Source organism: Kribbella sp. NPDC051587, assembly GCF_044453945.1.
In the GTDB taxonomy this organism is placed as follows: domain Bacteria; phylum Actinomycetota; class Actinomycetes; order Propionibacteriales; family Kribbellaceae; genus Kribbella.
Window position 1 is genome coordinate 923,642 of the sequence record NZ_JBITDE010000001.1, and the last position, 24,410, is coordinate 948,051.

The window sequence follows — 24,410 nt, forward strand, 5'->3', positions numbered from 1 at the left end:
CTGATGACATATGACCTCTTGGTGATCGGCGACGCGAATCCCGACGTGGTCGTCGGACCCGTTGAGCAACCGATCCTCTTCGGCCAACGCGAACGCCTGGTTCCCTCAGGCGCCTTGCTGCTCGGCGGTTCAGCCGCGATCATGGCGTGTGGTGCGGCCCGGCTCGGGCTGCGCGTCGCCTTCGCCGGGCGCGTCGGCGACGATGCCGCCGGCAACTTCGTCCGTACGGCGCTCGCCGAGCGCGGAGTGGATGTGTCCGCGATGACCGTGGACCCTTCGTTGCCGACGGCACTCACCACGGTCCTGACGTCGGGTGACGATCGCGCGATGATCACGTCACCCGGTTGTCTCCCGGTCACCAGCGCGAACGACGTACCGACTGCTTTGTTGCGATCGGTACGGCATGTGCATGCATCGTCGTTCTACCTGATGCCTGAACTGGCCGCGGGAATTGCTGGGTTGTTCAAGGAGGCCAAGGCGTCGAAGGCGACCACGTCGCTGGACCCGAACGACGATCCGTCGGGACGTTGGGATCGGATGATCCTCGACCCGGTGCTGCGCGTGACCGACTACTTCCTGCCGAACGCTTCCGAGGCCCAGTCGCTGACCGGGCATCCGTCGACGCAGGACGCCGCCGGCATCTTGGCTCGGCGTGGTCCGCTTGTTGTCGTGAAGGATGGCGCGGCCGGTGCGCTCGCGCATGACGGCAGCAAGGTGGTGAGCGCGCCCGCGTTGAAGGTGACGCCGGTGGATGCGGTCGGGGCCGGCGACAGTTTCGACGCCGGGTTCGTGGCCGCCCGGCTGAACGGATTCAGCCGGGTACGCGCATTGACGATCGCCGCCGCCTGCGGTTCGTTGTCGACGCGCGCCGCTGGGGGCACCGCCGCCCAGGCCGATTGGGATCTAGCGCTGGGGAGCGTGACCGCATGACTCTGACGAAGATTGCTTTCGTAGGCGCCGGCAGTGTGGTGTTCACGCAGGGACTGCTGGCGGACCTGTTCGCGCTCGACCTCGGGCCGGTGCACATCGCCTTGCACGACATCGATCCGGAGCGGCTCGACACGGCGGCCGGAGCGGCGGCGTACATCGCTCGTGAGCGTGGCGTGACGCCGCAGATCACCGCACACCTCGATCGGCAGGCGGCGCTCGAGGGCGCCGACTTCGTGATCAACATCGTCCAGGTCGGAATGAACGCGGCGACGCGCATCGACTTCGAGATCCCGGCCCGGTACGGCGTGCGGCAGACGATCGGGGACACCCTCGGAGTCGGTGGGGTGTTCCGGGCGCTGCGGACGTTCCCGGTGCTGAAGGCGTTGGCTGCCGATATCGCCGAGGTCTGCCCGGATGCGTGGCTGCTCAACTACACGAACCCGATGGTGATGAACGTCTGGTACCTGCAGGCGCTGGGTCTGCGGAAGGTTGTCGGGCTGTGCCACTCGGTGTACTGGACGATCCACGATCTGTCGGCGTTGATCGGCGTACCGTTCGACGAGGTCAGCTACCTCGCGGCCGGGGTGAACCACCAGGCGTGGGTGCTGCGGTTCGAGCACCAGGGTGTGAATCTGTACGACCGACTGGACGCTGCCATCGATGCGGATCCGGAGCTGCTTCGGCGCGTGCGGGTGGATATGTACAAGCGTCTCGGGTTCTATCCGACCGAGACGAGTGAGCACTCGTCCGAGTATGTGCCGTGGTATCTCCAGCATGAATCCGAGATTGAGCGGCTGCGGCTGCCGGTGGGTGATTACCTCGGGATCGTCGAGGAGAACCTGGCGGCGTACGAGAGGACTCGCGATGCGCTGAAGGCCGGTACGCCGTTGGCCGTCGAGGGGACGATGGAGTACGCGCCGCAGGTGATCCACAGCATCGTCACCGGGACACCACGGACGATCTACGGGAACGTGCCGAACACCGGGCTGATCAGCAACCTGCCAGCTGGCGCTGTGGTCGAAGTGCCTTGCCTGGTTGACAGTTTGGGCGTGCAGCCGACGGCGGTTGGCGCGTTGCCTGCTCAGTTGGCTGCCTTGAACCGGTCGTACTTGAATGTGGCTGAGCTAGTGGTGCGGGCGGCGATCGAGGAGGATCCGCGGTCGATCCGGCAGGCAGTGATGGCCGACCCGGCGACCGCGGCGGCGCTACCGGTGGAACAGATCTGGGCGCTGTGCGATGAGCTGGTCGATGCTCACAGCAACTACTTGGCGCCGCCGTTGAGGGCTGCGCTCAGGTAGGTTCGGTAGGTCGCGAAGCCGTCGAGGACCTCGGCGGCTGTCGGCCTTCCGGTGATCGCGCCGACACCTTGGCCGGCGTAGACCGAAGCGCGGGTGGTGTCGGCGGCCTTCGTGCCTTCGACGTACTCGGTGTGGGCGGTTTCGTCGGTCTTGAGTTCTTGCTCGCGGCCTTCCCACTGGTCGAAGTAGGCGTTGCGGAGCGCGCGGCCGCCGAACTCGTCGGGCCACCCTGCCCTCGATGCTGCGTCGAAGACGGTGCCGTAGACGGTGTCGGTTTCGTCGGCCTCGATCACGCGCTGGGCGATTGCTTCCTTGGTGAGGCCTTCGACGCAGGTGATGAACGCCGTACCGATCCAGCCGCCGGCGGCACCTGCAGCTAGTACGGCGGCCAGCCCGCGTGCACCGGAGATGCCGCCGCCCGCGAGTACCGGGCGGTCGGTCAGGTCGAGGATCGCCTGGAGGAGTGGCAGCGTGCCGACGGCGTTGCGACCGTGGCCGCCTGCTTCAGCTCCGCGGGCGACGATGATGTCCACGTTGGCGTCGATCGCCTCGCGGGCGTCCGCGACGGTGCCGGCTTGGGTGGCGACCGCGATGCCGGCGGCTTGCAGCGGGGCGACGTACGGGGCGTAGTTGCCGAAGCTGAGCGAGACGAGGGCAGGCTTGAGCTCCAGCACCGCTTCGAGGTGCTCTGGGCGCTCGTCGACCGACCACGCCATCAGGCCGACGCCGTACGGCTTGCCTCCGGCAGCCGCGATCGCGCCCTCGGTGCGGATCCAGTCGGCGGTAACGGCGGAGCCAGCGCCAAGCATGCCGAGCCCGCCAGCCGCCGAAATCGCGGCGGTGAGCCTGCCTCCGGTCACGTTGGCCATCGGTGCGCCGATCACCGGAACTGTCAGTCCGAACTTCTCCTGCAGCCACATACCGCTAGCGCACCACATCACCCTCCCCGCCGCCATGTCCCACACCACAACGACGAAAGGCCGGCCCCGCTCGGGGACCGGCCTTTCGGTTGGTGCTTAGAACTTGTAGGCGTCTGAGGCGGCGTCGCCGTGACAGCGCTTGTACTTCTTGCCGGATCCACAGGGGCATGCGACGTTGCGCGGCGTACCGGCGTACATGAGGGAGCCCTCGTCGACTGCGTCGCCCATCACGGAGACCTCGTCGTCGCCGTCGATCGTCGGCGCCGAGTAGGTGAGGCGTTGGGGCTTCTTGTCGCCGGTGAGGCCCTTGGCGCGCAGGCGCGGGGTGTCGCGCGGGCGCTCCTCGTCCTGGACGCGGCCGGGGAACTCCGCCACCGGGGCACCGGGGGTGAGGATGTCCTCGACGCGGCGGCCTTCGAGGCCGGCGCCGTTGAGGTCGAGGTTGACGCCCGCGGCCTCGGCCTGGGCGGCGGACTCCATCTCGGCGCGCATGGCCTCGATGTCGACCTCGACGTTGAAGATGAAGGCGACCGACTCTTCCTTGATCGACTCCATCATCGCGGCGAACATGTCGTAGCCCTCGCGCTGGTACTCGACCAGCGGGTCGCGCTGCGCCATCGCGCGCAGGCCGATGCCCTCGCGCAGGTAGTCCATCTCGTAGAGGTGCTCGCGCCACTTGCGGTCGAGGACGCTCAGTACGACGCGACGCTCGAGCTCACGCATCGCGTCCTCGCCGAGCAGCTCCTCGCGGCGCTCGTAGGCCTCGTGGGCGTCACCGATGAAGCGCTCGACCAGGAAGTCCTGGGTCAGGCCGGACTTGTCGCCGCCGGCCTCCTCGATCAGCTCCTCCTCGGTCAGCTCGGTCGAGTACAGCGTCTTCATCGCGGTGAACAGCGCGTCCAGGTCCCAGTCCTCGGCGAAGCCGTCGGCGGTGGCGCCCTGGACGTACCCGGTGACGGTCTCCTCGAGCATGTCCGAGACCTGCTCGCGCAGGTCGGCACCCTCGAGCACGCGGCGGCGCTCGTCGTACACGACGTGCCGCTGGCGGTTCATCACGTCGTCGTACTTGAGGATGTTCTTCCGGGTCTCGAAGTTCTGCGACTCGACCTGGGACTGCGCCGACGCGATCGCCTTGGTGACGATCTTGTTCTCCAGCGGCTGGCTGTCGTCGTCGTTGCGCGACATCGCCCAGTCGACCATCTCGCGCTTGAACAGGCGCATCAGGTCGTCCTCGAGGGACAGGTAGAACCGGGACTTGCCCGGGTCGCCCTGCCGGCCGGCGCGACCGCGCAGCTGGTTGTCGATCCGGCGGGACTCGTGCCGCTCGGTGCCCAGCACGTACAGACCGCCGGCCTCGCGGACCTCGACCTGCTCGTCCTTGACCTGCTTCTCGAACTGCTCGAGAACCTTCGGGTACTCCTCCTCGTACTGCTCCGGGAACTCGGCCGGGTCGATCCCGCGGGCCCGCAGGTCCTTGTCGGCCAGGTGCTCGGGGTTGCCGCCGAGGATGATGTCGGTACCACGGCCAGCCATGTTGGTGGCCACCGTGACGGCGCCCTTGCGGCCCGCCTCGGCGACGATCGCGGCCTCGCGCGCGTGCTGCTTCGCGTTCAGCACCTCGTGCGCGATGTTCTCCTTGCGGAGCTGCGCGGACAGCCGCTCGGACTTCTCGACGCTGGTCGTACCGACCAGGATCGGCTGCCCGGTCTCGTGCACCTCGACGATGTCCTTGACGACGGCCTCGAACTTGGCGTCCTCGGTGCGGTAGATCAGGTCCCGCTCCTCGACCCGGATCATCGGCTTGTTGGTCGGGATCGGGACGACGCCGAGCTTGTAGACCTTGGAGAACTCGGCCGCCTCCGTCATCGCCGTACCGGTCATGCCGGCCAGCTTGTCGTAGAGGCGGAAGTAGTTCTGCAGCGTGATCGTCGCGAGGGTCTGGTACTCCTCCTTGATCTCGACGTTCTCCTTGGCCTCGATCGCCTGGTGCAGACCCTCGTTGTAGCGACGGCCGTGCAGCGTGCGGCCGGTGTGCTCGTCGACGATCAGCACCTCGTTGTCGACGACCACGTAGTCCTTGTCCTTGCGGAACAGGTCCTTGGCCTTCAGCGCGTTGTTCAGGTAGCTGATCAGCGGGGTGTTGGCCGACTCGTACAGGTTGTCGATGCCGAGCCGGTCCTCGACCTTCTCGATGCCGCGCTCGAGGATGGCCACGGTGCGCTTCTTCTCGTCGACCTCGTAGTCGGCGACCGGGCGCTGCTCCTCGGGGATCTTGTCGTCGGCGACCCGCGGCTTCAGCACGCCGGCGATCTTGGCCATCTCGACGTACCAGCGCTGGGAGTCCTCGGCCGGTCCGGAGATGATCAGCGGGGTCCGGGCCTCGTCGACCAGGATCGAGTCCACCTCGTCCACGATCGCGTAGTTGTGCTCGCGCTGGACGCAGTCCTCGATGCTGGAGGCCATGTTGTCGCGCAGGTAGTCGAAGCCGAACTCGTTGTTCGTGCCATAGGTGATGTCCTTGGAGTAGGCCACCCGGCGCTCGGCCGGCGACATGTCCGGGAGGATCACGCCGTAGTCGAGGCCGAGGAAGTGGTACACCCGGCCCATCCACTCCGCCTGGTACTTGGCCAGGTAGTCGTTCACCGTGACCACGTGCACGCCGCGGCCGGACAGCGCGTTCAGGTACGTCGGCAGGGTGCCGACCAGCGTCTTGCCCTCACCGGTCTTCATCTCGGCGATGTTGCCCAGGTGCAGCGCGGCGCCGCCCATGATCTGGACGTCGTAGTGGCGCTGGTGCAGGGTCCGCTTGGCGGCCTCCCGGACCACGGCGAAGGCCTCCGGGAGCAGCGCGTCGAGTGACTCGCCGTTCTGGTGGCGTTCCTTGAACTCCGCGGTCTGACCCCGCAACTCCTCGTCCGTCATGTTGACGAAGTCGTCCTCGATGGAGTTGACCACTTTCGCGATGCCCTGGAGCTGACGCAGGATCTTGCCTTCGCCGATCCGCAGGACCTTGTCGATCACCTTCATGGTGGGGAGTTCTCTCCTTGCTGCTGTCGCCTGGTTGCGGCCGATCGATACAGTCGGGCACGGCCCGCTGGAACGGCGTGCGCCCCCCATCGTACGGGGCGGAGTGTGCCAAGCCACGCCCGCAGCGTGCCCTGACCTGTAACACACCCACGCTCAGGCGTGCCCGAAAGTTCCCGTTGCCCCGTCAGGAACCTCGCAGGGCGTCACTGAGCGCTGGCGCGAGGTCACCGCCACCGGCCATCCGGACCTGGTCCAGACCCAGCCAGCCGGCCAGCTGGACGAGCTCGGCAGCCAGCTCCGCGGCGGTCTCGGCAGGCGCCTTCGGCTCGGAGTGCGCCGACTGGACCAGCAGGACGCCGGCCGCCCGGTCCGCCTTCAGATCGACCCGGGCCACCAGCTTGTCCCCGAGCAGGAACGGCAGCACGTAGTACCCGTGGATGCGTTTCTCGGCCGGGACGTAGATCTCGATCCGGTAGTGGAAGCCGAACAGGACCTCGGTCCGGGTCCGCTCGAACACCAGCGAGTCGAACGGGCTGACCAGCGCCCGCGTGTTCACCCGCCGCGGCAGCCGCGCGTCCCGGTGCAGGTACGCCGGGCGCTTCCACCCCTCGATCTGAACCGGCAGCAGCTCCCCCTCCTCCACCAGCTCCGCAATCGCCTGCGCGGTCGGAGCGGGCGACGTACGGAAGTAGTCCCTGAGGCATTGTGCGGTCGCCACCCCATGCGCCCGCGCAGCGATCGACACGAGCCCACGGTGCGCCTCGTCCAGCGTCGGCGTCGGGGTGTCAACGACCTCGCGCGGCAGAACACGCTCCGGTACGTCGTACTCCCGCTCGAACTGCTGGTTCCGCCGAGCGACGGTGACCTCGCCGGCGAAGAACAGGAACTCCAGTGCCCGTTTCACGTCCGACCAGTTCCAGCCCCAGTTCTCCTTCGACCGCTCCACGTCGTCATCGATCTGCCGCGCCGTCAGCGGACCGTGCTCCCGGACATCCGCCAGCACCTGTTTGACCAGATCCGGACGCTCCTGAGCGATCGACCGCGGACCGCCCCACGCCTCGGTGGTCGCGCGCGCCATCCGCCACCGCATCAGCGGATGCGTCTCGACCGGGATCAGCGACGCCTCGTGCGCCCAGTACTCCACCAGCCGCCGCGGCGACTTGCCGGACGCCTTGTCGAGCAGAGTCCGGGGATACGGGCCGAGCCGTGAATACAGCGGCAGGTACTGCGCGCGGCTCAGCACATTCACCGAGTCGATCTGGATCAGCCCGATCCGGCTCAGCACCCGACCCAGCGCCCGAGCGTCGGGAACGCCCTTCGGACGGGGGTCCATGAACCCCTGGGCAGCCAGCGCCACCCGCCTGGCTTGGGCCGTCGACATCACCTGGGTACTCACGGCACGGATTCTGCCTGGACCCACCGACAGAAATTGTTGACCGGGCGCTATGCGGGCGGAAGAAGTACCAGGTACGTCGCGACGGCGGGAGGCAGCGGTGCTGGGAAGAGCCCACGGTCGGTGAGGTCGTTGAGGGTTTCGAAGCGGCCGTGGTGTTCGCGGCTGCTGACGATCAGGGCTGCGTGCTGGGCAGTGACGCCGGGGATGCGGGTCAGGACACCGGCGGGAACCTCGTTCGGGTCGATCAGGCCGCCGTCTTCGTACTCGCGCTGCAGGTGCGGGCGGCCGATGCCGAGAGTGCGGGCGAACCCGGGGTCGCGCTCGAGCACCTGGCGGGACCGGTTGCGCTGGTCCAGCGCGGCCAGCCCGCGGATCCGCCGTACCGAGACCGGGGCGATGGTGATGCCGACGTGGATCGCACTGGCGACGAGGACGAGGAGCAGCAGGAAGAGACCGAGGTAGTTGGCAACGCTGATGCGCTCAGCCTCGCCGGTGATCGCGAGCACCGCACCGGCCAGCCACGCGACCAGGTAGGCCGCAGCAACCCGGGCGAGGAAGCGACTGTGGCGGAGGTAGGCGACAACGGCGAGCAGTACGCCACCGCCGAAGCCGAAGGTGACCACAGTGATCAGTACGGCGACAGTCTTCATCACCGCGCGACCGAACAGCGGGCGTTGTGGCGGGATCAGGTCGGTCATGCTGACCGGCCAGCCACGTCCCAGCGACCAGTCCCGTCCGCCGCGGCGCAGAACCTGGGTAGTCGTCGCCGCCCGCTGCTCTCCCGGGATCAGCGACGGGTCGTTGCTCGAGATGCGCGCTTGCAGCTGCTGCAGGTCGGGTCCGGGCTCTACCCCGTACTCCTCGACCAGGCGTTCCTGCAGATCCCGGTACGCCGCCAGTGCGTCGTCGGACCGCCCGGAGCGATGCAAGGCCAGCATCTGTACGCCGCGCAGTCGCTCGCGCAGCGGGAAGGTTTGAGCCAGCGCAGGGAGCTCATGGGTCAGCGGGAGATAGTTCCCGAGCTCCAGCTCGATCTCAGCCCGGTCCTCGATCGCACCGGCACGCAGCTCGGTCAGGTGCCGGCGGGCTTCATCGAAGACCGGACCGGTGAGTCCCTCGAACGGTTCACCACGCCAGAGGCTCAAGGCGTGCTGGAATTGATGTGAAGCCTCCGCCAGCTGACCGGACTGCCGGAGCGCTCGAGCCGACTGGACCTGTGCCTCGAAGTCGTCGGCATCTGAACCACTGGTGCCCACAGCCACTCGGTAGCCACCTGGCTCCAGCACCAGCAGCTCACCGGAGCTCCGGGGTGCCCGGTCCGGTTCCAGCACGCGGCGCAGTCCGGCGACGTACTTCTGTACGACGTTGGTCCCGTTGACGGGTGGCTCGTCGGCCCAGACCGCGGCGATGATCCGCGCGGTGGGCACCACCTGGTTCGGTGCGGCCAGCAGGGTCGCGAGCACCGCCTGCTGTTTGGCGGGACCCAGCGGCAGCTCTTCCTGCTCACGGGTCACTCGCAAAGGTCCGAGAATCTCGAACCGGACTGCACTCACCGGCGCTCCTCCTTGGGGGCGTCCTGGACTGGGATCACCAGGACGACGTCAGCGATCTGCCGCGGCACCGGCGAGGGGAACATACCGCGTGCGACCGCATCCTCCAGCGACCGGAACGGTCCCCGCGCGTTGCGCTCGGCAATGATCAGTACGGCGTGCATCGGCTCGATCCCTGGCAGGGTACGCAGCACCTGCTCCGGAGCACTGTTCAGATCGACCATCACCCGCGGCGCCGCCGCACGGGTTCGAGGGGCGATCAGCCAGGCCGCCTGGATGCCTGCCACCACTGTGCTCAGCAGCAACCCGGTCATCGCCACGCCGTCGATCAGCACGAAGTCCTCCGAGTCCACCCGCTTGTTGGCGATGGTGAAGAACGCGATGGACGAAACGAGATAGCCCAACGCCGCCAGGCCCAGCTTCCAGCTGCGACGCCGGATGGCGAGCCCACCAATGAGCGGCGCAGCGGCGATGCTCAGGGTGACCGAGGGCAGCAGCGCCGCGGCCACCTTGAGAGTCCAGCCCTTCCAGCCCAGCGGGCCACGCACCGGCTCCGGCCAGTAATGGGTCAGCATCGGTTCGGCTTCGACGCTGGGCACGGGCGGCGGCCGATCGCTCTGCAGTACCTGACGGTGAGCAGCTTGCAGCTCAGGACTCGGCCGACCGCCAACGAGCTGCAGTGCCTGCTGGTACGACGTGAGCGCATCCGCCTGGCGGCCGGTCCGGTAGAGCGCGAGCACGTGCACAGCCCGGAGTCGCTGGCGTCGTGGGTACTCGGCGATCAGTCGGGAGAGCTCGGGAAGCAGCGCCTGTTCCCTGCCCTGCTCGAGCTCCAGCTCGGCCCACTCCTCCAGAGCCGCAGCACGGTCACCGGCCAACTGAGCGCGGGTCGCGTCGAAGTAACCACCTGTCAGACCGGCCAGCGGCTCGGACCGCCACAGCAGCAGCCCAGTCCGGAGCTCAGCGGTCGCTTCAGCGCGGCAACCAAGTGCACGGAGCCGACGGGCCTCATCCACATGGGCGGTGAACACATCCAGGTCTGAGCCGCCCGGTGGCACTGACAGCCGATAACCCGCCGGAGTGGACGTGAGCAGTTGCCCGGCCGCGCGCGGGAGCCGGTCCGGCTCCAGAACCCGCCGCAGCCCGGCGACGTACTTCTGTACGACGTTAGCGCCGTTCGCCGGCGGCTCGTCACCCCAGACCTGATCGACGATCTCACTCGCCGGTACGGCGTGGTTCGCGGCGAGCAGCAGTGTCGCCAGGACCGCCTGCTGCCGGGCTGGTCCCAGCTCAAGCTCCTGGAGGCCGCGATACGCCCGCAGCGGTCCGAGCAGCTCGAACCGGACGGAGTCCTCCACCGGCGCATTCTATCCAGGCAGCAGGGGCCGAGCAGACCGGAATCAGGGGCCTCTGCGGTACGACGGCAGTACGAGCGCAGTGGAACGGCAGCGCTGCGCAGTGAAACCGCAGCAGCCCGGAGACCGCCGTACCTCATAGTTCGTACCAGACGCCGGCCGATCGGGCCGCCGTACAGAGAGAAAGCGCACCGCCATCATGTCCTTCCCCTGGATCCGCACCATCGCTACGACCGCCGTGCTCGCCGCGGCCACGACCGCCTGTGGCCCGGCCAAGGAGCCGGTCAGCCAGCCCTCGTCGACGCCGCTCACCACCACCAAGGCCGACGTGACCACGCCGACCCCGACCCCGACGCCCACCGGCCTCGCCGGCCTGGACGCCAAGGCGCTGTTCGCCAAGTCCAAGGCGGCCATCCTCGCTGCCGACAGCGTCCGGCTGCGCGGCTCGTTCGTGGACGAGGGCGAGAAGACCGCCATCGACGTGCACATGACCAAGACCGGCGGGCAGGGCACCTTCACCGTCGACGGCAGTCCGATCGGGATCACCGTCATCGGCAAGACCGCCTACCTGCAGCTCAGCGAGAAGTACCTCCGCGCCCAGGGCAAGGCCGAGAAGGACAAGCCGGCCGAGATCAACGCGACCGTCGCGATCCTCAAGGGCCGCTGGATCAAGCTGACCAAGAAGGACAGCGACTTCCAGGACATGATCGACCTGGTCACCCGGGACACCTTCGTCGCCGGCACCTTCCAGCCGTCCGGAGCACTGACCAAGAAGCCGCAGAAGACCGTCGACGGCGTCCCGTCGATCGGGCTGAACGACGGCGAGGGCACGCTCTGGGTGGACAGCACCACCGCCCGGCCGGTCCGGATGGAGCTGGGCACCGACGGCGAGTCCTTCGGGTTCAGCGACTACAACAAGATCAAGGCCCCGACGGCACCGTCGAAGGACAGCGTGATCGACGGGAAGCAGATGGGCCTCTGAGAGGTCATAACTCCAGTGTTACCGCAAGTGAGAGGTATGCTACCTCGGGTAATCGGGAGAGGGTCGTCGAGGAAGCCGTGCCGCCCGCACGGCTCCTGACCCCTGGAGTGTGAGGCATGACAGCACGACTGCAGCTGGTACGCGCCCTTCTCGCCGCCGGCGCCCTGACGGCGGCGTCCGTCGGTGCGGTGGCCACAGCGAGTGCAGCACCTGCGCCGGACGGCCCGAAGACCCGCATCGTCGGCGGCGCGATCGCCCACACCGCGGACACCCCGTGGGCGATCGCACTGAACAACAGCGGCTCTCCGGTACCGAGCGGCCAGTGGTGCGGTTCCACACTCGTCGCGGCGAACAAGATCGTCACCGCAGCGCACTGCGCGGACCAGGAGCCCGGGACCTACACCGCGATCCAGGGCCGGGACAAGCTCAGCGAGACCGCCACCGGCAAGGAGTCGAAGGTCAGCAGCATCTGGGTCGACCCGAAGTACGGGCAGGAGCCAGGGCACGATGTGGCGGTCATGACGTTGGCGACGCCGTTCGACGGCGTACCGACCCTGGCGCTGGAGACCAGCCAGGCGGCCGACACCGTCGGCGCCGCCTCGGTCGTCTACGGCTGGGGCTCGACCGGCGGCACCGGTCCGGCGGACACCTTCCAGACAGTGGCCGTCCCCGTGCTCGGCGACGACTACTGCGCCGACGCCTACAAGGCCGAGGGCTACTCCGCGGCGGGTGAGATCTGCGCCGGCTACAAGGACGGCGGCAAGGACTCGTGCCAGGGCGACTCGGGCGGTCCGCTGGTGCTGAACGGCCGCCTCTTCGGTGTCGTCTCCTGGGGCATCGGCTGCGCCGAGGCGGGTCACCCGGGCGTCTACGCCGAGGTCGCGACCTACGCCACCGAACTGCAGGACCAGATCGGCTAACCACAGAGACCTTCACAGGGGAAGGCGAAAGGGCCCGGATTCCGCGAGGAACCCGGGCCCTTTCTGTGAACTCGGAAACGACAGCCTGTGGGCCTTAGACCGCCAGGCGGATCACGCCGTAGTCGTAGCCGCGCCGCCGGTAGACGACGCTGGGCTGGTTGTCGTCGGCGTCGACGAACAGGTAGAAGTCGTGCCCGACCAGTTCCAGCTCGTAGAGGGCCTGGTCCAGGGACATCGGCTTGGCGGTGTGCGTCTTCTCGCGCATCACCAGGGGACCGTCCCCGGTGACGGTCAGCGAGCCGACCTTGTAGGTCGCTACCTCGTCCTCGGCGGTTGTCTCTTCCACCACGGGGTCGTTGCCGGTCACCGGCTGCTTGGCGTTCAGGTGCCGCAGGCCCTCGGGTGTGCGCCCGCCGTGCACGCGGCGACGGTCGGCCGCCTTGCGGACCTGGGAACTGAGCCTGTCCAGGCAGACGTCGAACGCTGCCTGCTTGGTCTCACCGCACGCTTCGGCGCGGACCACCGGACCCTTGGTGTACATGGTGAGCTCGACACGCATCGCCCGGTCGTGCTGTCGCGGGTTCTTCTCCTGGCTGACTTCCACCTCGCACCGCAGTACCCGGTGGTCGACCTTCTCGATTCGCTCGAGTTTTTCCTCGACGTACTGCCGGAAGCGGTCACTGACCTCGCAGTGATGACCCTTGACAACGACGTCCACGGAAACCTCCATCGATCGGCGACTTCTTCTTACGTCTCCGGACCCCCGACGGTTCGGAACTCTTCTCCTTGGTGAGGACTACAGGTGCTGGGGAGCCCGAAACGAAAGACACCCGTCGTGGCGCCGGTCGGAGCCCGCGGCCAGGAATCCGGCTGATCCGGTCCTGCGCCACTCGACTGCTCGACAAGCCCAAGCGGGTGTCATGCACCAACGCTAGTCGGCTTCGGCGAAAACCGGTAGAGAAGTTCTCATGAACCAGACGGTAAACGTCTCGGGGTCGCGGCGACCACGGCACAGCCGAGCACCGGAATTCCCTGTGATTCCAGGGCTCGGCACGCCTCGGCGAGCGTGGAGCCGGTGGTGATCACGTCGTCGACGACGACGATCGGTTGATCCGTCAGCAGTTCAGCCCAGCGCGAACGGAGGCCGAAAGCCCCGGCCAGGTTGGTGGTACGGCGTTGTGCGGACAGGCCCGCCTGGTCGTCAGGACGCCGTACCAGCCGTAGTGCCGGAGCGAGCCGGGCCTCGATCCCCTGTGCACGCAGGGCCCGTACGGCGGCCCGGGTGATCCGCCGCAGCGGGTCGTGGCCGCGCTGGCGCACCGTCGCCCTCGCTGACGGAACCGGCACCAGCCACCCGCCCCGATGCTCCCCAAGCGCAGCCTGTACGGCGGTCGCCAGCGCTGCCCCGAGCGGTTGAGCCAACGGGTACCGGGCGTTCTCCTTGTGCGCGATGACGAGCCGGCGGATCTCTTCGCCGTACGGCGCGGCCGCGGTCGGCGGTGCCAGTCCGCTCGGCGGCGGATCTGGCCAGGCACGGAACGGAGTCAACCGGCTCAGGAGCCCCCGGCAACCATCACACAACGTCACGCCCGGACGTCCACAGCCGGCGCAGTCGCCTCCGAGCAGCAGGTCGACCGCGGCACCCCACACCCCACCACCTTGGCCACTCCGGCAGGCGTCCACAAGCGCCTTCGGGCGACCTGTGGAAAACCCTGGGATTCAGCCGGGGTAGGTGGGCACCACGTCGGCGAGTTTGTCGTCCCCGACCGGAGTCACCCACTCGAGGTCGCGCGTCTGCCAGTGCACGTGTCCCTGCGGGTCCTCGAAGACCGGCAGGATGTTCGGGTTCGCGTTGGAGGCGATGGTCTCGATCCCGAAGGGTGGCGTACTGCCGGGCAGTACCTGCGGGTTCGAGCCGTCCGCGTTCACGAACCAGGGCTGCGCGAGGGTACCGGAGGCCGACCGGCCGGCGACCAGGATGCCCTTCTTGGACCAGGCCGCATCCGTGATCGCGACCAGCGGCACCTGGAGGTCGCGGAGCTGACCGAGCATCAGACCCTTGCCGTTCGGGGCGGGCTGCACGGTCGCGGTCTGCACGGTGTTCTGGTGCGTCTTGGCGGACTTCAGCACCAGCAGCGCGCGGACCCCGTCCGGCGCCATCCGCAGCACCCGCGGCACGTCGCCGTGGAAGTCCACCGACAAGGTTTCCAGAACGCCGTCGCGGGTGCGGACGCGGAGTCGCGGCGACGAGCTGTCGGCCCGGTCCAGCACCCACAGGTTGTCCAGGTTGTCGAAGGACGGCCGCAGCACCCGGCCGTCGACGCCGAACGTCTTGGGCTTGGGCTCGTCCTTGGCGTTCTCGCCGGGGTCGAGTTTCGCGACCGCGACCACCTTCTTGCCCTGGTCCATGGTGACGATGGCACCCGAGTCACCGCGCAGGCTCACCGCGAACGACTCCGCGTCGTACGGGTAGAGCTGGCTCGAGTTGAGTCCACGGACGGTCTGTTCGGAGGCGCCGTCGAGTCCGTCGACGCGTTGCACCTTGCCGCTCAGCAGGCCGTACAGGACGGTCGACGCGGCGGTGGGGGCGGCCGGATCGTTGTCGGGGAACGACGAGAACGGGATCACGCCCGGGTCCTCCGGCAGCAGCGGTGCGCCGTTCACGGTGATCTTGACCTTCAGGCTGATCTGGTTCAGGGTCCAGACGATCTGGGCCGCCAACCGGTGTCTGTCGTCGTCCAGCAGCTGCCCGGCGACGTCGTTGAGCGCCACGGTCGCCTCACCGAGCTCGACCGGAACCGACACCTGGATGGCCGTTCCCGGGGGCGCGATCGAGATGGCGCCGTTGCCGAGCCGCTTGGTCGGGCCTCGCAGCAGCTCCTGGACCAGTTGGGTCGCGGCTTGCCCCGGGGACAGGTTGTTCTGCGCCAGGTAGACGGTGTCCGGGACCAGCGTCCGGCGGTCCCGGGAGAAGAAGTACAGGTCGCGCGGCGCGAGCTTGATCGCGACCTGGTTGCTGCCCAGCAGCGCGCCCGACGGGACCGAATCCACCCGCCACTGCCCGTTCACCTTGACCATCTTGAAGGTGAACTTGATGTGCTTGTCCGCCGGCGCGGCCGGCGACCACTCGCCGCGGTCGTCGATGGTGGAGATCCTGGTCGCGGTCAGCACGAAGTTGTCGTCGGCCGGATTCACCTGGTCGTCGCCCTGGTCGTACACGATCGTGCGGACCTCGGGCTTCCACTTCGCCGCGGCCTGCGGGGTCATGTAGAGCCGGGCCTGCTCGAAGCCGTTCCTGGAGTCCGACATGGCCTCCAGGAACCCGGCCACGATCGCGTCCGGCTTGGCATCCGCGCGCGGCGGTTTCGCCTCGACACCGACACCACCGGCGTCCAGGGCCAGGCCCTCCCGGTTGCTGTTCCGGATCGCGCCCTTGGTCGGCACCGTCGCGCACCCCGACAGCAAGACGAGCCCGGCCAGCAGCACCACGAGCAGGCGGCGCCTCACAGCTCCTCACCACCCGTCAGCTTCTGGTACGGCGCTCCGACGTCGACCAGCGACTTCTCAGTGATCACCCGTACGGCGTCCGCCGGGCGGGCCGGTAGCGGTGATCCGGCCAGCGCCACATCAGGCCGGCGCGGCAGCGTGAGCCGGAAGTACGCGCCCTCGCCCGGTGAACCCCAGGCGTCGAGCCGGCCGCCGTGCAGGCGAGCGTCCTCCAGGGCGATCGACAAACCGAGACCCGTGCCACCGGTGGTTCGCGCCCGGGCCGGGTCGGCCCGCCAGAACCGGCTGAACACCATCTCGGCCTCCTCGGCCCGGAAGCCCACACCGTGGTCCCGGACCGCGACCGCCGCCGCGTCGTCGTCGTTCGCCGTACTGATCAGGATCGGCAGGCCCTCGCTGTGCTCGATCGCGTTGCCGATCAGGTTCCGGAGGATGCGCTCGATCCGGCGGGCGTCGACCTGGGCGCGGCACTGCTCCGGCATGTTGAGCTGCACCTCGCAGCCCTTGGCCTGCAGCAGCGTCTCGTAGTTCTCCAGCACCCGGTTGACGATGTCGCGCAGGTCCACGTCCTCCAGGTCGAGCGCGGCCGCACCGGCGTCGAACCTGCTGATCTCCAGCAGGTCGGCGAGCAGCTCCTCGAACCGGTTGAGCTCGTTCTGCAGGAGCTCGACCGAGCGGCGGCTCATCGGGTCGAACTCGTCGCGGGTCTCGTGCAGCAGGTCGGCAGCCATCCGGACCGTGGTCAGCGGGGTGCGCAGCTCGTGGGACACGTCGGAGACGAACCGGCGCTGCAGCCGGGAGAGGTCCTCCAGCCGGCGGATCTGGCGCTGCAGGTTGCTCGCCATCTTGTTGAACGAGACCGCCAGCCGGGCCAGGTCGTCGGTACCACGGACCTGCATCCGCTCCTCGAGCTTGCCGGCCGCGAGCCGCTCCGCGATCCGGCGTGCCATCCGCACGGGCGTGACCACCTGCCGGGTGACCAGCCAGGCCACTGCGCCGAGCAGGACGACCAGCAGCAGCCCGGCAGTGATCAGAGCCTGCTGTACGACGTCCAGGGTGACCTGCTGCGCATTGAGCGGGAACAGGAAGTAGACGGCGTACCGGTCCTGGGTGCTGGTGATGCGCAGCTGGGAGCCGATGACCAGACCGGGTGCACTGGTGTTGTCGCTGTACTTGATGACCGTGTACGTGTCCCACAGCTTGGTGTCGTTGCTGTTCACCGACGAGACCAGTGCCTGCGGGAGCGAGTCGCTGTCGACCAGTCCGGTGTAGCGGATCGCGTTCGAGCCGGTGTTGCCGATCGGGACGAGCAGCACGTCGTACAGGCCGGGGCGGTTGGCGCCGAGGACCAGCTCGGAGAGCCGCTGGTTGATCGTGGTCGGGTCGGCCGCGTTCAGCTGGGAGCTCAGTGACGTCAGCTGTGCGACCGCCTCGGCCTGGGCACTGTCACGACGGGACTCCAGCACACCGTCGGTGACCTGGCTCATCATCACCCAGCCGACCAGCAGCAGAACCACGGTCGACATCAGCAGGGTGCCGGTGACGATCCGGGCCTGGATGGAACGCCGCCAGATGTCCGGCCAGTACTTCGGGTGCGTGCGCCAGAGCGGCTGTGGGTAGGCATGCCACTCAGCCGCCGCGGACGTCAGCTCCAGCTCGGTACCGCGCGGCTCGGCCACCTCCTGCTCGGGCGGGGCCGACTGATCCGGCCCCACCGGTGCGGCGGGGTCGGAGACAGTCTGCGACTCGTGGTCGCGTCCGTACTCGATCAGTCCGCACCAGCCTTGTAACCGACACCGCGGACCGTCACGACGATCTCCGGGTGCTCAGGGTCCTTCTCGATCTTGGAGCGCAGCCGCTGGACGTGCACGTTGACCAGGCGGGTGTCGGCGGCGTGCCGGTAACCCCAGACCTGCTCCAGCAGCACCTCGCGGGTGAACACCTGCCAGGGCTTGGAGGCCAGGCAGACCAGCAGGTCGAACTCCAGCGGCGTCAGCTGAATGGTCTCGCCGGCCCGCTTCACCGAGTGGCCGGCCACGTCGATGGTCAGGTCGCCGATCGTCAGCGACTCCGGGCCGGGCTCGTCCATCCGGCGCAGGCGGGCCCGGATCCGGGCCACCAGCTCCTTCGGCTTGAACGGCTTGACCACGTAGTCGTCGGCCCCGGACTCCAGGCCGAGCACCACGTCCACGGTGTCGCTCTTCGCGGTCAGCATCACGATCGGTACGCCGGACTCGGCCCGGATCGCCCGGCAGACGTCGATCCCGTCCATCCCGGGCAGCATCAGGTCGAGCAGCAACAGGTCCGGCTTGAACTCCCGGAACGCCGGTACCGCCTTGTCACCGGTCGCGCACAGATACGTGTCGTACCCCTCGTTGCGCAGCACGATGCTGAGCATCTCCGACAACGCGGTGTCGTCGTCGACGATGAGAATGCGACCCCGCATCGTCCGGTTACCATCTGCCACGCGCTGCTCCTTGCCGTCCGACTCGTCGTGCGCCCGGTGCATGCCGTCCGTCCGCACTACGGATAGTGTCCCATTCCCTGGGTAGTGCACACGCCGGATCGCCGATTGACCCCGGTTTGGGCTGTGATCATGGTGCACGGCCCGGCGAGGCGACAACTCGGGGTGCACCCACAGGCGGAGGGGAGGCGGACATGAGCGACGACATCAGGCTGCATGAGGACCCTGCGGCCGAGCCGCTGCGCCCCTGGCTGCCGGCCGATCTGCTCGACAACGCGGCCCGGACGATCTCGGACAACAAGACGATCATGCTGGGTCTCCCGGTGCTCGCCGCGGTCGCGCTGCTGGCGGTCCAGGCCGTGCTGACGGAGGTCGCCGTACCGGGTGGGCTCAGTGGGTTCTTCGGTGCCGATGACCCGTTCGAGCAGGCCGGTGGGGCTTTGCTGCTCACGTACGGCGTTCAGCTGGTGCTGTTCGCGGTGGTGTCCAGCACGCTGGCCGGGATCATCGCTCTGGCCGCAGTGCGCAGCCAGCTGGGTCATCAGGTCAGCGCCCGCGAGCTACTCCGGCTGGTGCGGCCGGCGCTGCCTGCGCTGGCCGCTGTGGGGCTTCTGCAGTCCCTGTCGTTCCTGGTCCTGATCGGCGGCTGGATGCTGGCCGTGTTCGGCATCGGGGCCGGAGCGGAGTCGGCGATCTCAGGTGCGGTGGCCGGCGCGGTCGCCGTCGTACTGATGATGCTCGGCGGACTGCTGGTGCTGATCTTCGGTGTGCGGCTGGTACTCGCCGGAACCGTCGTCCTGATGGAGGGCAAGCACGCGCCGGACATCGGGCTGCACATCCCGGCCCGGGTCGGCATCTGGGGTTCGCTGCGGCGCTCGTGGCAGTTGGTGAAGGGCAAGTTCTGGCGGGTGTTCGGCATCCTGATCTTCGGCAGCGTGGTGGTCAACATCGTCAGCTACGCCCTGCAGTTCGGTGTCACGACGCTGGTGATCACGGTCGGCTCCTGGGCCGACTCCAGTGACAGCACCGGCGGCATGGTGATCGCCATCGCGGTCGGAGCCGCGGCCGGTATCGCGACGGTGCTGACCCTGATCGCCAGCCTGGCCTTCATGTCCGCCGTACAGGCTCTGGTCTATCTGGACCTGCGGATCCGGCGTGAGGGCCTCGATCTGTGGATGCGTCCGTCCCTGCGCTCGGGAGGTACCGCGTGATCTTCGCCGAACCGCCGGTCGACGTCCTGCGTGACCAGGCTGCCCGTGAGGCCGCGGAGGAGCTGTCGAAGTCCGCCTACCGGCAGTCGGGTGGTTCGCTGATCGAGCGCGCCCTCAACAAGCTGATCGAGTGGATCGCCGACCTGTTGAACAACGTCACCGGCACCTCCCCCAACGGCCATCTCGGACTGATCCTGCTGGTCGCACTGATCGCGCTGATCATCGTGGTGGTGCTCTGGCGAGCCGGGGTGCTGCGGACTTCGAAGAGCAGCAAGAAGCAGGCTGTGTTCGACACGGCCAAGCCACGGAACGCAGCGGAGTACCGGGCCCAGGCCGAGCGGGAGGCCTCGTCGGGTGACTACACGCACGCGATCCGCAGCCGGTTCCGGGCGTGTGTGGCCGAGTTGGTCGAGCGGACTGTCCTCGACGACCGCGCTGGCCGGACGGCGTACGAGGTGGTGGCGGATGCGGGCCGTGCGGTGCCGACGCTGCGCGACTCCCTGCAGCCGGCTGCGCTGGCCTTCACTGAGGTTGTCTACGGCAACCGTCCGGGAACGGCCGAGCGGTACGCCGTGGTCGTGACCGCCGACAACGCGGCCCGGAGCGCTCGGTTGACGGTGAGCCGATGAGCACGAGCGTTCCGGTCGGACGGGGAGCCGCTGAGAGCTGGCGTGCGCTCCGGAAGCCGATGCTGATCACCGGGATCATCGTGCTGGTGTCGATCGTCGTACTGATCGCCACGACTGCCAGTACGTCGGGACCGTTCAGCCCGGACTCGACCGAGCGGGACGGCGCACGGGCGCTGGCGAACCTGCTGAAGAAGCACGGCGTCAACGTGCAGGGGACGGAGTTCCTGAGCGACGCCACGGCATCTGGTGCGGGCAAGGCCCTGCTGATCGGGCCGAATGGCGCACTGGACCGCGACGACTGGCAGCGGATCGACGACGCCGGCTGGAGCCACCTGATTCTGATCCGGCCTAGCTCTCGTGAGCTGGCAGTGCTCGCACCTGGGGTGAAGGACGCCAGCCAGGTGCTCAGCTCGGCCAGCCGCGAGCCAGGATGCGACCTGCCTGCCGCGGTGAAGGCCGGCACCGTCACAGTCGGCGGTACGACGTACTCCGCGCCGGCGGGTGCCCAGACTTGCTACGGCGACGGAATCAACCACACCGTGGTCCGGATCGTCGCCAGTGGCCGCACGGTCGACGTCGTCGGCTCGTCGCGTTCTTTCACCAACGACGAGCTTGCGGACGACGGCAACGCCGCATTGGCACTCAACCTGATCGGCACGCACAAAGACCTCACCTGGTACCTCCCCCAGTTCGAGAGCGACGGTGTGGACGACGCCGGCGACGACGGTCCCCCGTTGGTCCCGCCGGATGTTCGCTACATCGGCTGGGCGCTCGCGTTCGCCGTACTGGTGGTTGCGGTGTGGCGGGGGCGGCGGCTCGGACCTGTGGTCGTGGAGCGGCTGCCGGTGATCGTGCACGCGGCCGAGACCACCGAGGGCCGTGCGCGGCTCTACCGGCGGTCACGGGCTCGCGACCGGGCTGCGGCGGCGCTCCGCGAGTCAGCGCTCGCCCAGCTCTACAAGGCACATGGCATTCCGCGGCGTGCCGAGCCGAGTGCAGTGGTTGCCACCCTGGCGGCCCGCACCGGCTGGGACCCGATCACTCTGTACGAGGCCCTCTACGGCATGCCCCCGCTCGACGACGCCGCTCTGTTGAACTTGTCCGACGTACTAGACGTACTCATGCAGGAGGTACGACACCCGTGACCACTACAGAGGTCAGCGCCGACCAGGCCAGGCAGGCGCTGGTGGCGCTGCGGACCGAGATCGGCAAGGCGGTCGTCGGGCAGGAGACTGCGGTCACCGCGCTGGTGCTGGCGCTGCTCTGCCGTGGCCACGTGCTGCTGGAAGGCGTGCCGGGTACGGCGAAGACGCTGATGGTGCGGGCGCTGTCGATGGCGATGCGGCTGGAGACCAAGCGGGTGCAGTTCACTCCGGACCTGATGCCGGGTGACGTGACCGGTTCGCTCGTGTACGACGCGAAGACGAGCGAGTTCGAGTTCCGGCCGGGTCCCGTGTTCACCAACATCATGCTGGCGGACGAGATCAACCGGACGCCCCCGAAGACGCAGGCGGCGTTGCTGGAGGCGATGGAGGAGCGGCAGGTCACCGTCGACGGTGTCTCCCGCAAGCTGCCCGTGCCGTTCGTAGTCGCCGCGACACAGAACCCGATCGAGTATGAGGGCACCTACCCGCTGCCGGAGGCGCAGCTGGACCGGTTCCTGCTCAAGGTGACGCTGGACATGCCGCCGCGAGACGCCGAGATCGCCGTACTGGCTCGGCACGCACAGGGCTTCGACCCGCGTGACCTCGAGGCTGCCGGACTGCGGCCAGTGGCCGGGCCGGAAGACCTGCTGGCCGGACAGAACGCCGTACGGCGGGTGGCGGTGCGAGAGGACGTTCTGGCCTACGTCGTGGACCTGTGTCGGGCGACCCGGCAGTCGCCGTCGTTGCAGCTCGGAGTGTCGCCGCGTGGTGCGACTGCGCTGCTGGCGGTGTCGAGAGCGTGGGCCTGGCTGTCTGGTCGCGACTACGTCATCCCGGATGATGTGAAGGCCATGGCACGTCCTTGCCTGCGGCATCGAGTGCAGGTGCGTCCGGAGGCCGAGCTCGAAGGCGTCAGCGCGGATGCGGTGCTGGAGAGCGTCCTCGCGACCGTGCCCGTCCCACGCTGATGGTTCTCACTGGCAGGGCCGGACTGCTGGCTGGTCTTGGGGTGGTGTTCGTCGCCCTGGTGATGCCGAGCTGGTCCGGCGTCGGACTGGTCATCGGTGTGGTCTTTTTGGTCTGCCTGGTCGATCTGTTGCTGGCCGGGTCTCCGCGGCGGCTGCAGTTCACCCGTGAGGGCGACACCGCCGTACGGCTGGGTGAACAGGCTGCCGTGCAGCTGCTGGTGACCAACCCAGGTCGGCGAGTGCGCGGGCTGCTGCGAGACGCGTGGCCGCCGTCGGCCGGCGTACTGGATCCTCCGCACAAGCTGGACTTGCCCAACGGTGAGCGACGGCGGTTGACGACGCACCTGCTACCGACCCGGCGTGGGGATCGGCATGCGGACCGGGTGACCGTCCGCTCGATCGGTCCGCTCGGTTTTGCTGGCCGACAGGGCGGGCATCAGGTGGCGTGGACTGTGCGTGCGCTGCCGCCGTTCAACAGCCGCAAGCACCTGCCGTCGCGGCTGGCGCGACTGCGTGAGCTGGACGGTCGTACGGCGCTCCTGGTGCGTGGGCAGGGGACGGAGTTCGACTCGCTGCGGGACTACGTGCCTGGTGACGACGTACGGAGCATCGACTGGCGTGCGACGGCTCGGCGCGGCAACGTCGTACTGCGGACTTGGCGGCCCGAGCGCGATCGCCAGGTCGCCATCGTCATCGACTCCGGGCGCATGTCCGCCGGCCGCGTCGGCGACGCCCCACGGCTCGACCACGCCATGGACGCCGCCCTCCTGCTGGCGGCGCTCGCCACTCGCGCCGGTGACCGAGTCTCCTTGCTGGCTTGCGATTCCGCGGTGCGGGCCGACGTACGACGTCCTGCGCCCGAGGACGTCCTGCCGTCGTTCGTGAACGCACTGGCCAACGTAGACGCAGAGCTGGTGCAGACCGACTTCCGAGTCGTCGTCTCCCAGGTCCTGGAACGCCTCGGCCAACGCTCCCTGGTAGTCCTCCTCACTGGCCTGGACCCAGCCGTCATCGAGGAGTCCCTCCTCCCCGTCATCGGCCCCCTCCTGAAGCGCCACGTCATCGTGCTGGCCTCCGTGGCCGACCCGCGCCTCACCGAGCTCGAGTCCACCCGCACCGACCTCATCGACGTCTACAACGCCGCTTCCGCCGCCCGAACCCGCCTCGACCGTGACCGCGTCACAGCAGTCCTCACCCGAGCCGGCGTCACCGTAGTAGACGAGAACCCGGACCAGATCGCCCCAGCCCTGGCCGACACCTACCTAGCCCTCAAGAAGGCCGGACGGCTCTAGCAGCCAAGCCCAACAGAGCCAGGGCGTCGGCGCTCGGTGTTCCTGGTTCAGCCTGGTAGACGACCAACTGCTGGCCGGGTGCGCTGCGGACGTCGAACGCCTGGTAGGTCAGTGTGAGCGCGCCGACCGCCGGGTGGACGAACTGCTTCGGCTCGCTCGTCTTCCCACGGACCTGGTACCGGTCCCACAGGTCGCGGAACTGCTGGCTGTCCGCGCGGAGCTCAGCGATCAGGCTGCGCAGACCAGGGTCCTGCGGATCGACGCCGGAGGCGGCCCGGAGGTTCGCCACGGTCGCCTGTGCGGTCCAGTCCCACCGCGCGTGGAAGCTCGGCCCGGCCGGGTCGAGGAACGCCATCCGAGCCAGGTTCCACGGTGGCCGGAACGGAGCGAACAGGGCCTGAGCCATCGAGTTGGTGGCCAACAGGTCCAGCGAGCGGTTGAGGACGAACGCCGGTACGTCGGCATATCCGTCCAGCAGCCGGTAGAGGTCGGGGCTCACGTGCTGCGGCGCCGGAGCCGGTGCGGGCGGCAGCACGCCGGCCAGCCGGTACAAGTGGGCGCGCAGGTCGTCGTCGAGGTCGAACGCACGGCACAACGCGTCGAGGACCTGCGCCGACGGGTTCGTCTCCCGGCCCTGCTCCAGCCGCGCGTAGTAGTCGACGTTCACGCCCGCGAGCACCGCGACCTCCTCGCGCCGTAACCCAGGCACGCTCCGGCGCCCGGAGTACGCCAGGCCGGCCGCCTCCGGTGAGCGCTGTCCCCGGCGGGCCCTGAGGAAGTCACCCAGCTCGTTGCTCATGCCTCCCAGCCTAGGTC

The 24,410-nt window shown here is 68.5% G+C and carries 20 protein-coding genes; 9 read left to right on the top strand and 11 right to left on the bottom strand.

Annotation, left to right across the window (positions count from 1 at the left end):
• Window positions 1–3: 3 nt before the first annotated feature.
• On the top strand, window positions 4–930 hold the full coding sequence (locus ACIA49_RS04440; protein ID WP_396375683.1) for a carbohydrate kinase family protein: 927 nt from the start codon (window positions 4–6) through the stop codon (window positions 928–930).
• Entirely contained in the window at window positions 927–2,228 is a 1,302-nt protein-coding gene (locus tag ACIA49_RS04445) for an alpha-glucosidase/alpha-galactosidase (RefSeq protein WP_396375684.1), read from the top strand. Before ACIA49_RS04440 ends, ACIA49_RS04445 begins: the two co-directional genes overlap by 4 nt.
• On the opposite strand, the gene ACIA49_RS04450 is transcribed toward ACIA49_RS04445, so the two are convergent.
• The 5 genes from ACIA49_RS04450 to ACIA49_RS04470 all read right to left on the bottom strand — a co-directional run bounded on the left by ACIA49_RS04450 (window position 2,192) and on the right by ACIA49_RS04470 (window position 10,479).
• A complete protein-coding gene (locus ACIA49_RS04450; protein ID WP_396375685.1) occupies window positions 2,192–3,148 on the bottom strand; it encodes an NAD(P)H-dependent flavin oxidoreductase in 957 nt (318 codons plus the stop codon). The two genes, ACIA49_RS04445 and ACIA49_RS04450, sit on opposite strands and share 37 nt — an antisense overlap.
• Before the next feature lie 96 nt (window positions 3,149–3,244).
• The gene (gene secA, locus ACIA49_RS04455) at window positions 3,245–6,175 is read right to left on the bottom strand and encodes a preprotein translocase subunit SecA (RefSeq protein WP_396375686.1); all 2,931 of its coding nucleotides are present in this window, start codon (window positions 6,173–6,175) and stop codon (window positions 3,245–3,247) included.
• A 184-nt stretch (window positions 6,176–6,359) separates the two neighbouring features.
• A complete protein-coding gene (locus tag ACIA49_RS04460; RefSeq protein ID WP_396376033.1) occupies window positions 6,360–7,556 on the bottom strand; it encodes a winged helix-turn-helix domain-containing protein in 1,197 nt (398 codons plus the stop codon).
• A 62-nt stretch (window positions 7,557–7,618) separates the two neighbouring features.
• Window positions 7,619–9,124: a BTAD domain-containing putative transcriptional regulator gene (locus ACIA49_RS04465; protein WP_396375687.1), complete on the bottom strand. Its 1,506-nt coding sequence runs from the start codon at window positions 9,122–9,124 to the stop codon at window positions 7,619–7,621.
• Window positions 9,121–10,479, bottom strand: a complete 1,359-nt coding sequence (locus tag ACIA49_RS04470) for a BTAD domain-containing putative transcriptional regulator (protein ID WP_396375688.1) — start codon at window positions 10,477–10,479, stop codon at window positions 9,121–9,123. Before ACIA49_RS04470 ends, ACIA49_RS04465 begins: the two co-directional genes overlap by 4 nt.
• Before the next feature lie 196 nt (window positions 10,480–10,675).
• Here ACIA49_RS04470 and ACIA49_RS04475 point away from each other — a divergent pair, with 196 nt between their 5' ends.
• Both ACIA49_RS04475 and ACIA49_RS04480 read left to right on the top strand, forming a co-directional pair.
• The gene (locus ACIA49_RS04475; RefSeq protein WP_396375689.1) at window positions 10,676–11,458 is read left to right on the top strand and encodes a hypothetical protein; all 783 of its coding nucleotides are present in this window, start codon (window positions 10,676–10,678) and stop codon (window positions 11,456–11,458) included.
• A 116-nt stretch (window positions 11,459–11,574) separates the two neighbouring features.
• The gene (locus tag ACIA49_RS04480; protein WP_396375690.1) at window positions 11,575–12,378 is read left to right on the top strand and encodes a S1 family peptidase; all 804 of its coding nucleotides are present in this window, start codon (window positions 11,575–11,577) and stop codon (window positions 12,376–12,378) included.
• A gap of 94 nt (window positions 12,379–12,472) precedes the next feature.
• Here the strand turns inward: ACIA49_RS04480 and hpf are convergent, their stop codons facing one another.
• The 5 genes from hpf to mtrA all read right to left on the bottom strand — a co-directional run bounded on the left by hpf (window position 12,473) and on the right by mtrA (window position 18,331).
• Window positions 12,473–13,096: a ribosome hibernation-promoting factor, HPF/YfiA family gene (gene hpf / locus ACIA49_RS04485; protein WP_396375691.1), complete on the bottom strand. Its 624-nt coding sequence runs from the start codon at window positions 13,094–13,096 to the stop codon at window positions 12,473–12,475.
• Window positions 13,097–13,344: 248 nt separating this feature from the next.
• Complete coding sequence (locus ACIA49_RS04490; protein ID WP_396375692.1) at window positions 13,345–14,028, bottom strand: ComF family protein; 684 nt, start codon at window positions 14,026–14,028, stop codon at window positions 13,345–13,347.
• Between the two features lie 69 nt (window positions 14,029–14,097).
• Window positions 14,098–15,885, bottom strand: coding sequence for an LpqB family beta-propeller domain-containing protein (locus tag ACIA49_RS04495; protein ID WP_396375693.1), 1,788 nt, complete (start codon window positions 15,883–15,885; stop codon window positions 14,098–14,100).
• Window positions 15,882–17,564 carry an MtrAB system histidine kinase MtrB gene (gene mtrB, locus ACIA49_RS04500; protein ID WP_396375694.1) on the bottom strand — a complete coding sequence of 561 codons (1,683 nt, stop codon included), beginning with the start codon at window positions 17,562–17,564 and terminating at the stop codon, window positions 15,882–15,884. Before mtrB ends, ACIA49_RS04495 begins: the two co-directional genes overlap by 4 nt.
• Window positions 17,565–17,653: 89 nt before the next feature.
• Window positions 17,654–18,331: an MtrAB system response regulator MtrA gene (gene mtrA, locus ACIA49_RS04505; protein ID WP_141859693.1), complete on the bottom strand. Its 678-nt coding sequence runs from the start codon at window positions 18,329–18,331 to the stop codon at window positions 17,654–17,656.
• 212 nt (window positions 18,332–18,543) lie between these two features.
• On the opposite strand from mtrA, the gene ACIA49_RS04510 reads away from it, so the two are divergent.
• Genes ACIA49_RS04510 through ACIA49_RS04530 form a run of 5 tightly spaced genes read left to right on the top strand, consistent with a single transcriptional unit; the run spans window position 18,544 to window position 23,594 of the window.
• Window positions 18,544–19,560 carry a hypothetical protein gene (locus ACIA49_RS04510; protein ID WP_396375695.1) on the top strand — a complete coding sequence of 339 codons (1,017 nt, stop codon included), beginning with the start codon at window positions 18,544–18,546 and terminating at the stop codon, window positions 19,558–19,560.
• Window positions 19,557–20,189 (top strand): DUF4129 domain-containing protein, encoded by a 633-nt coding sequence (locus ACIA49_RS04515; RefSeq protein ID WP_396375696.1) that lies wholly within the window; start codon window positions 19,557–19,559, stop codon window positions 20,187–20,189. The genes ACIA49_RS04510 and ACIA49_RS04515 overlap by 4 nt, the downstream gene beginning before the upstream one ends.
• Entirely contained in the window at window positions 20,186–21,334 is a 1,149-nt protein-coding gene (locus ACIA49_RS04520) for a DUF4350 domain-containing protein (RefSeq protein WP_396375697.1), read from the top strand. Before ACIA49_RS04515 ends, ACIA49_RS04520 begins: the two co-directional genes overlap by 4 nt.
• A complete protein-coding gene (locus ACIA49_RS04525) occupies window positions 21,331–22,302 on the top strand; it encodes an AAA family ATPase (protein ID WP_391546616.1) in 972 nt (323 codons plus the stop codon). The genes ACIA49_RS04520 and ACIA49_RS04525 overlap by 4 nt, the downstream gene beginning before the upstream one ends.
• Entirely contained in the window at window positions 22,302–23,594 is a 1,293-nt protein-coding gene (locus ACIA49_RS04530) for a DUF58 domain-containing protein (RefSeq protein ID WP_396375698.1), read from the top strand. Before ACIA49_RS04525 ends, ACIA49_RS04530 begins: the two co-directional genes overlap by 1 nt.
• Here the strand turns inward: ACIA49_RS04530 and ACIA49_RS04535 are convergent.
• Window positions 23,572–24,393 carry a helix-turn-helix transcriptional regulator gene (locus tag ACIA49_RS04535; RefSeq protein ID WP_396375699.1) on the bottom strand — a complete coding sequence of 274 codons (822 nt, stop codon included), beginning with the start codon at window positions 24,391–24,393 and terminating at the stop codon, window positions 23,572–23,574. The two genes, ACIA49_RS04530 and ACIA49_RS04535, sit on opposite strands and share 23 nt — an antisense overlap.
• Window positions 24,394–24,410: the final 17 nt, after the last annotated feature.

Excerpts from the sequence above, each read along its gene's own strand:
- ACIA49_RS04440 (WP_396375683.1), top strand. The coding sequence starts at position 4 with ATGACATATGACCTCTTGGTGATCGGCGACGCGAATCCCGACGTGGTC.
- ACIA49_RS04445 (WP_396375684.1), top strand. The coding sequence starts at position 927 with ATGACTCTGACGAAGATTGCTTTCGTAGGCGCCGGCAGTGTGGTGTTC.
- ACIA49_RS04450 (WP_396375685.1), bottom strand. The coding sequence starts at position 3,148 with ATGTGGCTGCAGGAGAAGTTCGGACTGACAGTTCCGGTGATCGGCGCA.
- secA (WP_396375686.1), bottom strand. The coding sequence starts at position 6,175 with ATGAAGGTGATCGACAAGGTCCTGCGGATCGGCGAAGGCAAGATCCTG.
- ACIA49_RS04460 (WP_396376033.1), bottom strand. The coding sequence starts at position 7,556 with ATGTCGACGGCCCAAGCCAGGCGGGTGGCGCTGGCTGCCCAGGGGTTC.
- ACIA49_RS04475 (WP_396375689.1), top strand. The coding sequence starts at position 10,676 with ATGTCCTTCCCCTGGATCCGCACCATCGCTACGACCGCCGTGCTCGCC.
- ACIA49_RS04480 (WP_396375690.1), top strand. The coding sequence starts at position 11,575 with ATGACAGCACGACTGCAGCTGGTACGCGCCCTTCTCGCCGCCGGCGCC.
- mtrA (WP_141859693.1), bottom strand. The coding sequence starts at position 18,331 with ATGCGGGGTCGCATTCTCATCGTCGACGACGACACCGCGTTGTCGGAG.
- ACIA49_RS04510 (WP_396375695.1), top strand. The coding sequence starts at position 18,544 with ATGAGCGACGACATCAGGCTGCATGAGGACCCTGCGGCCGAGCCGCTG.
- ACIA49_RS04520 (WP_396375697.1), top strand. The coding sequence starts at position 20,186 with ATGAGCACGAGCGTTCCGGTCGGACGGGGAGCCGCTGAGAGCTGGCGT.
- ACIA49_RS04530 (WP_396375698.1), top strand. The coding sequence starts at position 22,302 with ATGGTTCTCACTGGCAGGGCCGGACTGCTGGCTGGTCTTGGGGTGGTG.
- ACIA49_RS04535 (WP_396375699.1), bottom strand. The coding sequence starts at position 24,393 with ATGAGCAACGAGCTGGGTGACTTCCTCAGGGCCCGCCGGGGACAGCGC.